Source organism: Nostoc piscinale CENA21 (assembly GCF_001298445.1).
Taxonomy (GTDB): Bacteria; Cyanobacteriota; Cyanobacteriia; order Cyanobacteriales; family Nostocaceae; genus Nostoc_B; species Nostoc_B piscinale_A.
In genome coordinates this window covers 2651510-2667583 of the sequence record NZ_CP012036.1, presented here as the reverse complement: position 1 = coordinate 2667583, position 16074 = coordinate 2651510, and the positions used below count along the sequence as shown (strand labels likewise).

The window sequence follows — 16074 nt, the reverse complement described above, 5'->3', positions numbered from 1 at the left end:
TGTTTTTCACCAAAGGATTATTTTATTGTATCCAAATTTGTCAAGCCCAGTCACTGTCAGCATTTGCCATGTGCTGATGAGTCTATTAAACGACTCCATTCATTCCAAGAGCCATCGTAATTGCGAACATTTGGATAGCCTAGTAAATACTTTAAGACAAACCAAGTGTATCCAGAACGTCCACCGATCGCACAATAGGGGAAAATTTCTTTATCAGGTGTAATACCTTGGCTGGTATACAGATTTTTTAACTCAGCAAATGATTTAAAAGTACCGTCCTCATTCAGTGTCAGAATATGCTCAAGATGAACTGCGCCGGGGATATGTCCAGTGCGTTCATTAGCTTTGGGTGGCTGGTTAAAAAACCACTCGCCGTTGTATTCTTGAATTGTGCGGACATCTAACAAAATGCGTTCCTGTTGATGAATTGCAGTTTCAACTTCAGGATGTAATACTCTCAAACTATGATCAGGCGCTTGGGGTTGATAATCAGTGGTGGGAAATTTAGATAACTCAGTTGCAAGTGGATGATTTTCAGACTTCCATTTTTGATAGCCACCATTGAGAACTCGGACATTATCATGACCAAAGACTTTTAATAACCAAAAAATCCAGCCGCCGATGCCGGGATAATTGCCATAAGCAACGACTGTTGTATCATTGGTGATACCAGAGCGTGCCATGAGTTTAGCAAAAGCGATCGCATCTAAATTAATTTTGAAATCTGGTAATAGTAGGTCTGTAAAAATATTCCAAAATACAGAACCCGGTATGTGAGCATTTTGATAAAGCTCTGGACTTGTATCTACTTCAACAATGCGAACATTCGGATCATGGAGATGATCTGCTAACCATTGGGTATCAACGATAACTGATGGGTAAGCGTAATCAGAATTTGTAGTCATAGTTAATGTATCCCAAAATTTACACTCAGTACTTTGCTCTAAGATAAATTTGGTGGCAGTATTGCTACTAGACCTCAAAAGTGTACAATTTGCCTATGGTTGCATTACAAGATATATTTCGGGTAATTGCTCAAGCTGAAGATGAACAAACATTGCGATCGCACATATCCACAGATATCAGTCAGTATTTTGCTGCTACCCGCAGTGGGCTATTTTTCTTTGAGGAAACTCATCTGATTGACAAAACAATACTAATTGCCTTATCACCCAAATACAACCCAGTCGCACACTACTTACTAGAACGCCACGCCCCAGTTCACGAAGCCTTAGTAGTCGAACCAAAAACATGGAAAATGATTTGTCCCCGTCCTGATCACTATCATGTTATGGCTGGGCCAATTGTCAGCAATGGTAAATTAGTAGGTGCATTAGGTTTTACCCGTCAGCAAGACATACCTGCATTCGATTCGCAAAATCTCACAGATTTGAGTGCGATTTGTCTGCATATTTCTACTTGGGTAACAGTGACAAAATCCCTATATCCTTCTTTACAAACAGCAAATTTAACTCCTAGAGAAGTAGAAATTGCTACCCTAGTGGCGCAAGGGTGTAGCAATGCAGAAATAAGTCGTGAACTGTGGATTACCCAAAACTCTGTTAAACAAGCTTTAAAAAGAATGTTCCGCAAGCTAGAAGTTTCATCTCGCACGCAAATGTTGGCGAAGCTTTCTACAGCTACACAGTCCCAGCAATTGCCGAAACAGCAATTGTAATCCTCATCATAGAAATATAAATTTTGGTATTTTTTTAGATGAATTAAGAAATAGTAAATAAGGGTAATATACGCATCAGCGTCATGCACCTTACTTGACTAGTACTGGTTCTTGCTGAGGTAACGCAGAAACTGTGAGTGGGTCGTAGCCTAATTGTTGAGTAATTCGTTGTCTAGCTAAAACGCGGTACTCCCAAAAATGTTCTCCCGCAGCGCATAGTCCTAAATACATATTCAGAACTTGCGGTTTTGTCAGCAGAATTGCCCAGAGTTGTTGCCAGAACTGCACACGAATTTCTGGTTGACGTAAGCCTTGAAGCCAGATTAACTGAACAACAAGCCGCAATGCCTTTCCTGGAGACAATTGCATAGTTTGTTTTCGCCCTGCGAGGGAACCAAGACTCAGACATTGCTGAAAACAGCGTCTCAGATAGTTTCTGGGTTCATATAAATTCCATAAGCCTTCTACATATTCTCTCGCAATTTCATCAATGGAGCGTGTGGGGATGAAATTCATTAAGGTATTCTGGTCTCCTACTTCAGTTGCACCAATACCCTGATTCTCTAACAAACGCTGCTCTTTTTGCAGACGATTCCATAAAGCAGTATTGGGCAAAGCTTGAAGAATGCCCAGCATTGGTTGAGGAATATTAGTTTGTTCGACAAAAGCTTGAATTTGTTCTCCTGCGCCTGGACGTTCTCCATCGAAACCGAGAATAAACCCTGCATAGATGAGTATTCCTGCTTGATTAATCTTCTGACAGGCTTGCACAAGAGGACTACGAGTATTCTGCACTTTTTGTGTTAATTGCAAACTTTCTTGGTCAGGAGTTTCTATACCGAGAAAGACCGCATAAAAACCTGCTTCATTCATTAATTGCAACAGTTCTTCATCTTCGGCTAAATTCACAGAAGCTTCAGTGATGAATGTGAAGGGATAGGAGTGCTGTTTCATCCAAGGAATCAACTCTCGCAAAAAACGTTTGACGTTTCGTTGATTGCCAATAAAGTTATCGTCAACAATAAATAGTGACCCTCGCCAGCCTAAATCATACAGAGCTTGTAACTCAGCGATGGTTTGCTGAGGCTCTTTTGTGCGTGGTTTGCGACCGTAGAGTGTAATAATATCGCAAAACTCGCAGTTAAAGGGGCAACCGCGAGAAAACTGGATAGCCATCATTAAGTAAGCGTCCCGCTTTAGCAAGTCAAAACGGGGCATCGGGCTTTGGCTAACATCAGGTTTTTCGAGGGAGCGAAATATTCCTTGTTCTTGACCTTGATTGAGAGCTGCTAAAAACTGAGGAACAGTTAATTCCCCCTCATCCAAAATTAAATAATGCGCTCCAGCGTTCAAAGCATCTTGTGGAATAGATGTTGGGTAAGGGCCACCGACTGCTACTTTTTTACCTAAGCGCACTGCTTTTTGAATCAGGGCATGAAAATCTGGTTTCTGCACTAGCATGGCCGACAAGATGACAATATTGCACCACTCCCAATCAGCTTCTGTTTCCAGATTGACGTTGCGATCGCAAAATCTAATTTCCCATTCTTTGGGTAGTAGTGCTGCAACTGTGATAATTCCTAGTGGTGGTAAAACGGCTTTAAGTCCGGCGATTTCCATGAAGCGATCATAAGACCAAAAAGACTGGGGAAACTGAGGGTAGAGTAATAATGCTTTCATAAAATCCTGTTTGCAAAACTTCTGCTATCTCGGACTCCCATCAATAGCCAACATCATCAGTTTGGGAACTGATATGTTGCTCCAAACAAATTAACCTCTAATATCTGCATTACAGGTTGGGCATATAGGCATGATAAAAATAATAAAAGACTTAATTTGTTTTAGTCTTTTAAATTAGCAATACATTTGTTAAAAGATAGAGAATATATTCTTACTAAATGACTCAACAAAGACATCTTAAATACTACAACTCAGAAGATTGTTCCTCTCTCTGCCTAAAGTTATAACAACCTAAAATTCCTAGTCTACAGTCAGAATATTAATTGAAGAAGAATTCAGAAGTCAAAGTCAAGAATATCACCGAGAATGTAATACCAAATTCTCGCTCCTGACTCCTGAATTTTATTTTGAGAAACCAAACATTACCAGACTTAGCAATTTTTCAAACTATTGTTTTTTCGCCTCTGGTTTTTGATATTTACCTGGGTATTTTTTTTGGTAATAGTCTTCCATAATTTGTAGAATCATGGGGGCGGCGACGCTACCACCACCACCACCAGAATGTTCTGCAAAGGCGACAATTAGCAGGTCTGGATTATCGGCTGGTGCGTAAGCACCAAACCAAGCATGATTTTGTTTAACACGCCGTTTCCAGGCTTCGGCTGTACCACTTTTACCCGCTACAGGAGGAATTGTGGGTTTATTTAAAACCTTACCTGTACCGTCAGAAACAACTTTGCGTAGTCCATCACGCAAAATTTTAACGGTTGTCGGCTTCATATTTAAAGATTCGCGCCAATTTTGAGCATCTTCATTATCTTTAAGTAAATGTGGCTGGACTCGATAGCCGCCGTTAGCGGGGACTGCAAACATAATCGCTACTTGTAAAGGTGTGGTTTGTAAAGCACCTTGACCAATAGACATATTAATTGTGTCGCCTACAGTCCAGGGTATTTTCCAAGCTTTTTGTTTCCAATTTTCATCCGGGACTAAACCTTTGGTTTCTTCTGAGGCGAACTCAAAACCAGTTTTTTGACCAAATCCATATTTACGAGTCCATTCAATTAAAGTCGGGCCGCCAACACCTCTACCTATTTGATAAAAGAAAGTGTCACTACTCCATTGCATCGCGCCGACAAATCCCAAAGGCCCGAAACCTGCATGGTTCCACTCGCCAAATCGGGTTCCGCCAATATTTAAGGAACCGTAGGTTTGTAAAATGGTGCTGGGAGAAAATTTTCCTGATTCTAAGCCAGCCGTGGTTGTGACAATTTTAAAGGTGCTGGCGGGGGGAAAGGCGCTGAGGGCGCGATTCACTAGGGGATGGTCTTCACCTTGTACTGATTCCCAGTCTTTTTGCGTGAGTTTTTGTTTAGAAAAGATGTTGGGGTCAAAGGTGGGATGAGAAACTAAGGCTAAAACTGCACCATTTTTGGGGTTGATGGCTACTATAGCACCGTCGCGATCGCCTAAAGCTTTTTCGGCAGCCCTTTGAATGTCTAAATCTAAAGTTAAATGCAAATCATTCCCGGCTTTGGCTTGTTTTTCTCCTAATACCCGCAATGGTCGCCCAGCCCCATCTACTTCTACTTGCTGACCACCCCATTCACCCCGCAATAGTTTCTCATAAGCTTTTTCGACTCCCATTTGGCCAATAACATCACCTAAACGGTAGCCATCTTTTTTTCTTTCTTTTAACTGTTCTGCCGTTAATTCTCTGGTATAACCTAGTACATGAGCTAAGGCTGTGCCGTGGGGGTAGTAACGCACAGCTTCCGTATGAATTTCAACTTCTGGTAGTTCGTTTTCATACTCCTTGATTGCTGTGACTTGGGCTTCGTTTAAATCACGGGCAATTCTAATTAAAGAAGATGAATTTGCACCTGCTTCGTCTAGCTTTTTTTCAATGTCTGCTTGGGGAATATCTAAAATGCTGGCTAACCTCGGCCCCACAATTGGCCAAGAAGGTTTGGTATGCGCCATTGGCCAAAGATACACAGAACGAGGATAACGAGTACTGGCCAGAAGTTTGCCATTACGGTCAAAAATATTCCCCCGTTCTGGCTGTTTGGCAATAACTCGAATGCGGTTAGACTCTGCGCGTTGGCGGTGTGTGTTTCCCTCAACAATTTGCAAATATGCTAACCGCGCACCGATGCCACTTAACATTGTGAGGGTAAATATCATCAAAAATATAGACTGAAAATTGCGCCCGACTGTACGTGTATTTTTTTTGCCACCTAAAGGAGAAGGGTGTAATACTGCCATAAATAATGTTAATTACTGATAAGTACTATCTGTATACAATGGTTCTGAGCTTGTACCGGGTATTACTGTTAATTACAATAATTTTTTTGTATATAGTATTACTGATTTAGGTAAAACCATATCGCTGATTCAGTTTATCAATAATTATTGCAATTAGCCATTCGCAAAGTCTATGAGCAGCCTAAATTCTTCTAGAGAAATTAGAGACAAGGGAAGGGATACAAGGTAGATAGGATGTGGTAAAGAGTGTTTTTCAGGGGAAATGTTTACGCATTTGGGATATTTGAATAAAATAATCTAATTCTCACATTCGCAGATATATCAGTCTCCCGACTCCCTGTCTCGACAAGATGTTTAGAAATCAAATAGGATTGTGATATATCAATGGACTGGATTACGCTACTGCGATCGCTACAGTCTGATTTTATTCAAAGGCTAACATCTGGTTCTCTGCTACGTTGCGAAACAGAAGGTCAATATAGTGAATTAACTATAATTTCTGGGGAGAGATTAAAAATACTCCGCGACTTTTGCTGGCAAATGGCTGAAAAATACAAGCGGGTTTCGCCAGTACGTGATGTTTTTATCAGCTACCTCAAAGGTAAATTAGGTGAGGAAGTTGTTAAAGAACGTTTGGCTGATTTAATTACCGAAGTTGACTATGAGAAACGCTTTGGTGGCGATGGCAAGATAGATTTTACCCTAACTACTAACCCATCAGTCGGAATTGAAGTCAAATCTCGGCATGGTGGCCTTGATCGGGTGAGATGGTCTGTTAGTTCGGAAGAAGTAGAAAAAAATGCTGTTGTAGTTTGTATTTTAATTCAAGAAGAAGTACACGAAGCGCAATCTGAGTATCATCTTTTTTTAGCCGGATTTTTACCGACTCGGATGATTAAACTCAAAACAGGGAGAATTGCCTTTGGGATAGAACAATTATTATATGGTGGTGGTTTGCGTTGTTATTTAGAACAATATCAATCTACTATTAATTATCAGGAATTTCGGTCAGAAGATAATCAGAAAACACCAATTTTAGTTGCGCGTCACGCAGTTAATCAAGATAAGAAATTTTTGGTTATGCAGACAGAAATTGATTATGTCAAACTAGGTAATGATTTTTTTTATCAAGGGACAATATGCAAATGCGATCGCTAACTACAGTCAAGCTTTAAAATTACACCCAAATGATGCAGAAATTTATTATCAACGTGGGTTAAGCTATTATCAAATAGGAGATTATACAGAAGCGATCGCAGATTATTCCCAAGCTATTCAACTTAACTTCAGTGATGCCAAGCTATATATTAAACGTGGATTAGCGAGTTATCAATTAAGCGATTACACTTCAGCAATTAATGATTACTCTCAGGCAATTAATATCAATCCTCATCTAGCAGTAGCTTATAAAAAATCGTGCCGATGCTCGTTCGCATTTAGGGGATAATCAAGGCGCAATTGAAGATTACAGCCAAGCACTTAAAATTAATCCTAACTATGCCATAAATTATCAAAACCGTGACATGGCACGTTATTTTTTAGGGTATCAGCAAAGCTTTACTAAAGCTATTAAGTTAAATCCTCACGATGCTATTGCTTATAAAAACCGTGGTAACGCGCGTGCAGATATTGGTGATTATGAAGGTGCAATTGATGATTATACTCAAGTAATTGCTATTAACCCTGATGATGCCCATGCTTATTATAATCGCGGTAATGCTCGTTATGATTTAGGCGATCATGCCGGGGCTTTTGAAGATTATACTCAAGCTATACAAATTAATCCAAATTATGCCAATGCTTATTATAATCGCGGCAATGTGCAATCAGAAATCGGCGATAAGCAAGCAGCAATTATAGATTTTCAAAAAGCTGTAGAACTTTATCGTAAAGAAGGTAAATTAGATGCGCTTAAAGATGCGCGAGGACGAGTGTTAGATTTACAAATTGAAGAGTCGTTAGATATTTTGAATTTTTAACTTAAGTTAGAGGTTGTTTTAGTATAATTTCATACTTTATTCCAAGCTATGGAAAAAGCAATCGCCCTCGGCCAAGAGTCTGCGATCGCCTTTATGTAATCCCTATATCGGAGTACTACTATTATGATGCCACAAAATCAAATTTCAGCCCAGTCAAATTTACAACTATACTCCCTGGTTCAGAATCCAATTCCCTTATCCCCTGCTATGGTAATCTGATAGTATTTCTACTCGTTTCTATACATAAGTAGATTCATTTCCCATTTACCACTTCCTTTTGATTGCCGTTACAAAAACTGTAACCGTCAAAGGATGAGCCTCGAATTAATGCAATAGTTAATCATTAACGCATTGAGCATCAATCTTGATTAATCTTGGTAAGTGAGGTGGAAGAATGAATCGGCAAAAGTTAAGCGGAATGAAAGCAAGTTTTCTGCAAAGACGTTACGCTGTGAGTCTAGGAAGACGCTATGTTCTAGCGGCTGCGAGTGTAGTTTTGCTAGGTGTACTTGGTTGTTCTCAAGTCAATAGTAATAGTGATGCTCTTGCCGACTCGAAAATGCCTCAACCAGAATTACCATTGCAAAAAAAAACCGTCAAAGCTGATACAAAATTAGTAAATGCTAATAACAAATTTGGCTTTAAGTTGTTTTCGGAAATTTTACAAGCAGAAAGTAACGAAAAAAAACATTTTTATTTCACCTACTAGTGTAGCGATCGCCTTAGCTATGACTTATAACGGTGCTAGTGGTTCTACCCAGCAGGCAATGGCTAAAACCCTGGAATTACAAGGTTTGAGTCTGCCAGAAATTAACTCTAATTATGCTACTTTAAAAAGTGGTTTAGAAAATCCTGATACTAATGTGCAGTTAAGTATTGCTAACTCACTTTGGGTAAATAAAGATGTGAATTTGCGTCCAGACTTTTTGCAACGAAACCAAGAATTTTACAAAGCCAAAGTAGCCAATTTAGACTTTAAATCTGCATCTGCCTTAAATACTATTAATAACTGGGTTAATGATAATACCCAAGGCAAAATCAACAAAATAGTTGACCAAATAAAACCCAATCAAGTGCTGTTTTTAATTAATGCTATTTACTTTAAAGGGCAATGGAGTGAGAAGTTTGATAAAAACCAAACTGCTGAACATCCTTTTTACAGCGCATCAGGACAGCAAAAACTACACTCTATGATGTCCCAAACTGGGGAGTATCAATATTATGAAAACGAGCAATTTCAAGCAGTAAATTTACCTTATGGCAAAGATGGCAAAGTTAGCTTTTATGTCTTTCTGCCAAAACAAAACTCCAATCTCAAATCTTTTTATCAAAACTTAAATGCCCAAAACTGGGAAAAATGGTTAACACAATTTCATAGCCAAGAAGGTTTCATTCGCCTACCCAAGTTTAAAACCGACTACGAAGTTACACTCAACGATGCCCTAAAAGCTTTAGGGATGCAAGAAGCTTTTAGTCAACAAGCTAATTTTTCTGGAATGGGGAAAGATTTAGCTATTAGCGAAGTAAAACATAAAACTTTTGTGGAAGTCAATGAAGAAGGTACAGAAGCGGCGGCAGCGACATCAGTAGGAATTGTAGCCACATCCGTGAGAGAAAAGCCAGAACCATTCCGTATGATTGTTGACCGTCCTTTCTTCTGTGCCATTCGAGATAATCAAACAGGTAGCATTTTGTTTATGGGTTCGATTTTGGAACCAAGCTGATTTGATACCAAGTTGCAGTCGGGGTGGAAGTGGAAGGGGGACAAGGGAAGGGAGAGACTCAGCTTAGATTTAATTTTTCTCGCACTAATGTCTCATTCTTGAAACCAGTCAATACGGCTGTTCCATCTTTAACGAACAATGGGCGTTTGAGTAACATAGCATCAAGTGTGAATGCGTCTATCCATTGTTGTTCAGTCCAAGTCTTTTTTTTGTTCGCCTAAAGCGCGGTAAGATTGCCCGGAGGTATTTCGTATGGCAGCAGAACCCAGAGACTTTACCCAGTTTTCGACTTGCTCACGGGTAGGTGGTGTTTCTTTGGTGTTGATAAACTCATAGTCAATTTGGTTGTTTTGCAGCCAAGTTAGAGCTTTTTTGCAAGTACCACAGTTGGGTATGCCGTAGACTTGAACAGACATAATCAAATTTGAGCAACAATTTCCAGATATACCATTGATAGGTTTGAGATGATGCCTATGAATTATTTGCTCCTAGTTGGAGGCTATAAAGATTGGCATAGACTCCTTGTTGTTCTATTAGTTGTGTATGAGTGCCTTGTTCGACAATTTGTCCTTGTTGAATGACTAAGACTTGATCTGCTTGGGTGACGGTGCTGAGGCGGTGAGCAATGACAAAGCTGGTACGACCTTGTAACAACCGCGCGATCGCACTCTGTACTAATGCTTCTGTACGGGTATCAATACTACTAGTTGCTTCATCTAAAATCAAAATCCGGGGATTAATCAACACCGCACGGGCAATACTAATGAGTTGTCGCTGTCCTTGACTGAGGGGCGCACCTCGTTCACCTAATTGAGTTGCATAACCTTGTGGTAATGAAGTAATAAATTCATGCACATTTGCCAATTGAGCCGCACTTTCAATTTCGGCTTGGCTGGCGTAAGGAGCGCCAAAGGCGATATTTTCGGCTACAGTTCCACTGAACAGAATATTATCTTGCAAAACAATGCCAATCTGACGGCGCAAACTTGCTTGGGTAACACTCCGCACATCGATGTCATCTATTTTGACTGCTCCACCAGAGACATCATAAAAACGCAATATCAAATTAATGATTGTCGTTTTACCTGAACCTGTCGGCCCTACCAGTGCAATCATTTGTCCAGGACTGGCGTGTAAATTTACTCCTTTGAGAACGAGTTGCTCTGGATTATAGCCAAAGGTGACATTCTCAAATCTCACCTCGCCTTGAATTGCTGGCATTTCTTCCGCATTCCGCGCATCTTGGAGTCGGGCTGGTTCATCTAAGAGCAGAAAAATTCGCTCTAGTCCGGCAAAGGCTGATTGTGCTTGAGTGTAAAACTGGCTGAGAATTTGAATCGGGCGAAAAAAATTGTTGGACGTAGAGTAGAAAGGATGTGACTACACCAACGGTTGCGGCTCCAGTAACAGCGAGATAACCACCATAAGCGAGTACGCCTGCGGTGGCGAGGGTGTTAAGAAAATCAATTGAAGGTAAAAACGCCGCAGTAATGGCTACCGCTTCGACATTGGCATCCCGGTTAGCTGCGTTGAGGAGGTCGAATTCTTGAATATTGGTTTGTACGCGGTTAAATGCTTGGGCTTCGCGCACACTACTAATATCTTCTTCTAATTTGGCGGAAAGGTCGCCAATGGTTTGACGAGTGACGCGAAATTTAGTTCTAGCCCAACGAGCAAATAAGCTAGTAGTAAAAATCATCAGTGGCACAACTAGGTTACTCAATAAACCGAGTTGTACATTAATCGCCAACATAGCAATGACAATCCCAATCAAACTAAAAACGTTACCCAACATTTGGGCGACGGTTTGTCCAAATGCTTGATTGACTGTATTGACATCATTTAGTAGGCGACTCATCAAATCGCCTGCTTCACTGCGGTCAAAAAAGCTGAGTGGCAAACTCTGAATTTTCAGAAAGATATCTTGGCGCAGTTGTGCCAGTAATCGCTGCATAATCCAGCCAACACGCATAATTTGACCACGGGTTGCCGAAATACCAAGTACGTAGATGATTGCTAATAGTCCTAACAGCAGCAACAAACCGGGTAAATTACCTTGGGCAATTAGATGGTCAACTGACCAACCAAGCAAAAAAGGTGCGATCGCCTGAGTTGATGCACCAATTAGTACTAATGTCAAGGCAATGGGAATTTCTTTGCGATATGGTCGCAGGTATTGTAAAAATCGCCTGACGGTTGAGAGTTGCTGAGTTGCCAGTTGCTCAGATGCAACAATTGGGCTTGTACCTCTCATATTGTGACCGTTAAAAGACTGATCATAAAGGCTGCAAAGGAGCAGGGAGCAGGGGGAGAAAGAGTTTTGAGATTCCTGCACAGATGTGCTGAATCATAACTGTTTTACTGGGCATAAGGGACTTCCAACTCAAAAATATACTATCACTGCGTAGGCAGGAGACAGGGGGAAAAAGAAAAATATCCTCTCTCGAAAATTAGATATTTTCTTTTCTGCAAGTCCCTTGAGGCTTGATAGGAGTGTAAATCCCTTCCCTGTTCCCTTTATGTTGATGTTTACTGAAACATTACCAAACCAAATTCTTCGCCAGTGGGACGAAAACCGATCGCTTGGTATGCTGCTAGGGCTGGATAATTTTCTCGATTGGTAAATAAGATAGCACGTTCAACTCCGTGCGATCGCGCTTCTAATAATGAGCCAGCTACTACACATTTGGCGTAACCTCTACTCCTTAAGGCTGGTGGTGTCCATACGCCACCAATCTGCACAATATCAGGTAGCCAAGCATTAAAAGTTGTATAAGCGATGGGCATATCTTGGGCTACTAAAATCCAATGTCTCGCTCTGGCTTGGCGTGCTTCTAACTCACGACGACAATTTAAGACTAAATCAGGCGTGTGGAGATGTCCCAAGGCTTCGATATTATAGTCAGCACACCAATAGCTAAGTAAATCAAATTCTTCTGGGTAAGGTAAACGACATTCAACTTCTCCTGATGCTAAAGCGGGAGGTACTTGTAAATTTTGCAAGGTTAAAGATAACAATATTTCACTGTCATCAAGTTGAATTGGTTGTTCAACTAGTCCCAAAACTTGCTTTGTGGCTGCAACTTGCACTGCTGGGCCTGCAATTCCTAAAATTGGGCGATGGGACTGGTTGACTAGTGCTTGCACCACTTCCGCCAGATGCACTGGCGCTTGGACGATGATCATCCCATTCCAATAATGTGCGGCGACTGCAACTATAGTTTCATTAGCGATCGCCGCTATGTATGTTCCCTGAAATCTTGCACCTTGGTCAAGTAACCCTGCTTCGCGCCAATTTGAGCGCAAAAACATTGAAGTATCGGCGTGTTGCAACAAAAAGTTTTCGAGCAATGCTTCATCGCCAGGTTCCAAGGTTTTTAAGATAGCCACAAAAAACTCCGTTGCTTAGATGAGATATTGATCCTTTATTTCAAATAAATCAGTAAATTTAATCCAGGAATTGTGCGCGAAAGTGTCCACAAAATGAGGGTAATATAAACTACACCCAAACTCCATTGATACCAAGCAAGGGTAGCAATAATTCCTGGTAAATGTTGGTCACGCAACCGAATATCATTAAATCCTAATCGCACTAAATTATTCAAGCTAAAGTCATAGTAATTCAACCAATTCCAACGGCGATCGCTCAATAATGGCATATATCTTTCCCGAAATGTTTGATTGCGGGGAATCACTGGTAAACGTCCAATTAATAATCTTAATTGGCGGAATGTTCCATCTTCGGTGAAGTAAGAAACATCCATTAAATCATGATAGCGTCCTTGTTGATATAAACGAATTATTAAAGTGATTGGTACTGGGATAATAATCATCAATAAACAACCCAAGGTTAGCCAAGGCTGTTCAGCATTGCGGAATATAGCTAATAAACTGAAAAATTCTATACAACTAAAACCTAACAATATCGAAACAGTTTCGGAGCAAGTGGGAACTATTGGTATAGGATGAAGACGACGACAACGGTCTACTAACCAAAAGAGTAACCCAAAGTAAGCGATCGCCACACCACCCACACCAAAAGCTAACCAAAAATTTGTGCCATAACCACTTAATAAAAGTAGTAAACTTAAAGCCAACCAACTCCAAGCTTGTAACATCCATCCACCGACAGCTAGAGGTTCACCAAAACTCAGGTGATCGCTCAATTTATGATATGTTTCTAAATCAATATCTGCTAAAGTTAATAGCTCAGTATTATTACGAAACATTCTGATCTGACGACGGTTAATTATTTCTTCTGCTTGGGTTGCGGAAAAACCCAAATTTCTCAACCGCGTGCTAGAAGCAATATTAATATTTGTTCTCAACAACCTTTGATTTAACTCGATTAATTTGAGTCGCTGTTTGAGATACTCCAATTGATTAGCATCGGCAATTTGCTGCTGCTGACGAAAATTCTGACTTAAATTCCGTAAAACATTTTGATTACCTTGTAAACTTGGTACACAAAATCTCTTACCAATTTGACCAAGATTTCCTAAGATTTTGGCTTGGTTAGAATTAAAACTCAATCCTGGCACATTTAAAAAAAGCAGTTTTCGCAAAAATTGCATCACTAAAATCTGCTAAATTGAGAATACTAGCACCGCGTAAATTTACAGGCTGATTAAATTGGGCTTCCCGAAAGCTCACAGCTTGTTCAAAAGTTGCCTCTGTCAATAACATAAATTGATGAAAATTCGCTTTCGTAAATTGCAATTGACCAGCAAAGCGAACATCAGCAAAATTAACATTACTTCGCCATTGCACTTTATTGAATTTAGCCAACTGCTTAAACAAAGCTTGATTAAAGTTGGCAGATTGAACAAAAAAAACTACTACGAAAATCAGCCAGTTCTTGAAATTGGGCTTGTTTAAAATTAACGTTATCAAAAAAAATACTACCTTGAAAATTACTACCTTGCCGGAAAGTTGCATTCATAAAGCTAACTAGCCGACTAAATCTAGTTTCACTCCAATTTGCTGGTTGTAAGAATGTGGCATTTTGAGCATCTACAGCCTGAAGAAAGAAAGTATTTAGAAAATTTACTTGTCCATTAAAGCGAGTATTTACCAGCGTTAAAGTGCCACGAAAAACATTAATTTCACCAGAAGTATTTGAATCAGTTGCCAAAAGTGAGCGACAATCTTTAGAGTTAGGTAAAGCAATGGCTAATAACTGTAAACAAACTAGACGTAAACTTTCTAATTGTGCTTGTTCGGTAACAGTGAAAATTGGTGCGATCGCTTGAGCATATAAAGGTGTACGTAAACCTAAATCACTCCCAATAAAATCACCTTGAACTATAGAATAGCTCAAGTCTAGACCCAAAGGTTTTGCACCAGCCTTTTGCAATTCTTTCCGCAACAACTGATAAAAAGCATCCCGAAAATTGCTATTTTCTGGACGCAAATCAATCACCATCTGCCGCAAATCAACAGTTAAATTACCTTCGCGGAGTCTTGGTTTACCTATTCTTTCTTGTAAAATTTCCAGCGTTAGGGGTGTGCGTTCTAGTTGCGTTTGTGCAGCGACAGCAGACGCAGGTAGTGAAAAAATCAAAAATAAACCACAGAGGAACACAAAACATCAGATTATGAGCGAACCTCTGGGCTTTTCTCAGCATACCTTGGCGTTGAAAAAATAAATTACTCAAATGTCAGTTATTCATCACTAATCAGCAGCACAATTTTACCCGCGATCGCACCAGTTTCAATTAATTCATGGGCTTTTGCTGCATCTTTTAACGGAAATTGATGATTAACCTGAATTTTCAGCTTCCCTTGTTCCATCCAATTCGCGCATTGTTCTAAAATTTCCCCATGATGTTGCAGACTTTCATCCATTCCCAACAACATCGGTGTCAGCATCAATTCCAACCCTATGCGAAGATTGCGATTCCGCGCCGTTTTCCACACAGTATTAGCATCAGGTTCCAGAATCGTCACAATATCACCATACACCCGCACCGCCGGAAAGGTTTTTTGAAAAGTTTCACCACCTACGGTATCAAAAGCTAAATCTACACCTCCGCCATCAGTCCAATCTAAAGTAGCTTGAACAAAGTCTGTTTGTTTGTAAAATATCGGGTAATCTGCGCCAAGTTGCTGCACAAAATCCGCTTTTTCCGGAGTACTCACCGTTGTGGCGACAGCAGCATTTTTGAGTTTCGCCAGTTGAATGGCTACGTGTCCGACACCACCAGCGCCAGCATGAATTAGCACCCGTTCCCCTGGTTCTAATCTCCCCCGTTCGTATAAAGCTTCCCAAGCCGTAATCAATACTAATGGTGCGGCGGCTGCTTCCGCAAAAGACACAGATGCAGGTTTACGCGCTACAAATCGCTCATCGACAACTGTATATTCTGCATAATTACCTTGGTGTCCACCCAAGCCACCATAGCAGAAATAAACTGCATCTCCTGGACGAAACTTTTGTACACCAGCACCCACAGCTTCCACAACACCAGCACCATCACATCCTAAAATTGCCGGCATTTGATCAGGGTAAAAAGTGCCACGTTTACGCAGTTTCGTATCAATCGGATTAATCCCCGCCGCTACCAAACGAACTAAAAGTTGAGTATTATCCAAAGGAATACTAGGGGTTGGGACTTCCTGTAATTGCAGCACTTCGGGACTACCGGCTGCTTTCATTAAGACGGCTTTCACAATACTTTCCTCTTGGCTGACACTAGATGCTTGTTCTTTTGCAACTTTACCAGTATTACTATGTGTTGGAATC

Annotated in this window: 6 protein-coding genes and 5 pseudogenes; 3 read left to right on the top strand and 8 right to left on the bottom strand. The window is 40.4% G+C overall.

Annotation, left to right across the window (positions count from 1 at the left end; genetic code table 11):
• Positions 1-56 precede the first annotated feature (56 nt).
• On the bottom strand, positions 57-905 hold the full coding sequence (locus tag ACX27_RS11680; protein ID WP_062292339.1) for a sulfurtransferase: 849 nt from the start codon (positions 903-905) through the stop codon (positions 57-59).
• 95 nt (positions 906-1000) lie between these two features.
• Here ACX27_RS11680 and ACX27_RS11675 point away from each other — a divergent pair, with 95 nt between their 5' ends.
• Positions 1001-1678, top strand: a complete 678-nt coding sequence (locus tag ACX27_RS11675; protein WP_062292335.1) for a LuxR C-terminal-related transcriptional regulator — start codon at positions 1001-1003, stop codon at positions 1676-1678.
• Between the two features lie 90 nt (positions 1679-1768).
• Here the strand turns inward: ACX27_RS11675 and ACX27_RS11670 are convergent, their stop codons facing one another.
• Both ACX27_RS11670 and mrdA read right to left on the bottom strand, forming a co-directional pair.
• On the bottom strand, positions 1769-3358 hold the full coding sequence (locus ACX27_RS11670) for a B12-binding domain-containing radical SAM protein (protein ID WP_062292333.1): 1590 nt from the start codon (positions 3356-3358) through the stop codon (positions 1769-1771).
• A 447-nt stretch (positions 3359-3805) separates the two neighbouring features.
• Entirely contained in the window at positions 3806-5626 is a 1821-nt protein-coding gene (gene mrdA / locus ACX27_RS11665) for a penicillin-binding protein 2 (RefSeq protein WP_062292330.1), read from the bottom strand.
• 384 nt (positions 5627-6010) lie between these two features.
• Here mrdA and ACX27_RS35295 point away from each other — a divergent pair.
• Both ACX27_RS35295 and ACX27_RS11655 read left to right on the top strand, forming a co-directional pair.
• Positions 6011-7605 (top strand): annotated as a pseudogene (locus ACX27_RS35295) (tetratricopeptide repeat protein).
• Between the two features lie 394 nt (positions 7606-7999).
• Positions 8000-9329 (top strand): annotated as a pseudogene (locus ACX27_RS11655) (serpin family protein).
• 58 nt (positions 9330-9387) lie between these two features.
• Here ACX27_RS11655 and ACX27_RS11650 read toward each other — a convergent pair.
• From ACX27_RS11650 to ACX27_RS11630, 5 genes and pseudogenes are all read right to left on the bottom strand, one after another.
• Positions 9388-9745: pseudogene (locus tag ACX27_RS11650) on the bottom strand (Spx/MgsR family RNA polymerase-binding regulatory protein).
• Positions 9746-9800: 55 nt separating this feature from the next.
• Positions 9801-11583, bottom strand: a pseudogene (locus ACX27_RS11645) (ABC transporter ATP-binding protein).
• A 275-nt stretch (positions 11584-11858) separates the two neighbouring features.
• Positions 11859-12719 (bottom strand): GNAT family N-acetyltransferase, encoded by an 861-nt coding sequence (locus tag ACX27_RS11640; RefSeq protein ID WP_062292327.1) that lies wholly within the window; start codon positions 12717-12719, stop codon positions 11859-11861.
• Between the two features lie 35 nt (positions 12720-12754).
• A pseudogene (locus tag ACX27_RS11635) lies at positions 12755-14913 on the bottom strand (pentapeptide repeat-containing protein).
• 80 nt (positions 14914-14993) lie between these two features.
• Positions 14994-16001: a zinc-dependent alcohol dehydrogenase family protein gene (locus ACX27_RS11630; protein WP_062292326.1), complete on the bottom strand. Its 1008-nt coding sequence runs from the start codon at positions 15999-16001 to the stop codon at positions 14994-14996.
• Positions 16002-16074 lie beyond the last annotated feature (73 nt).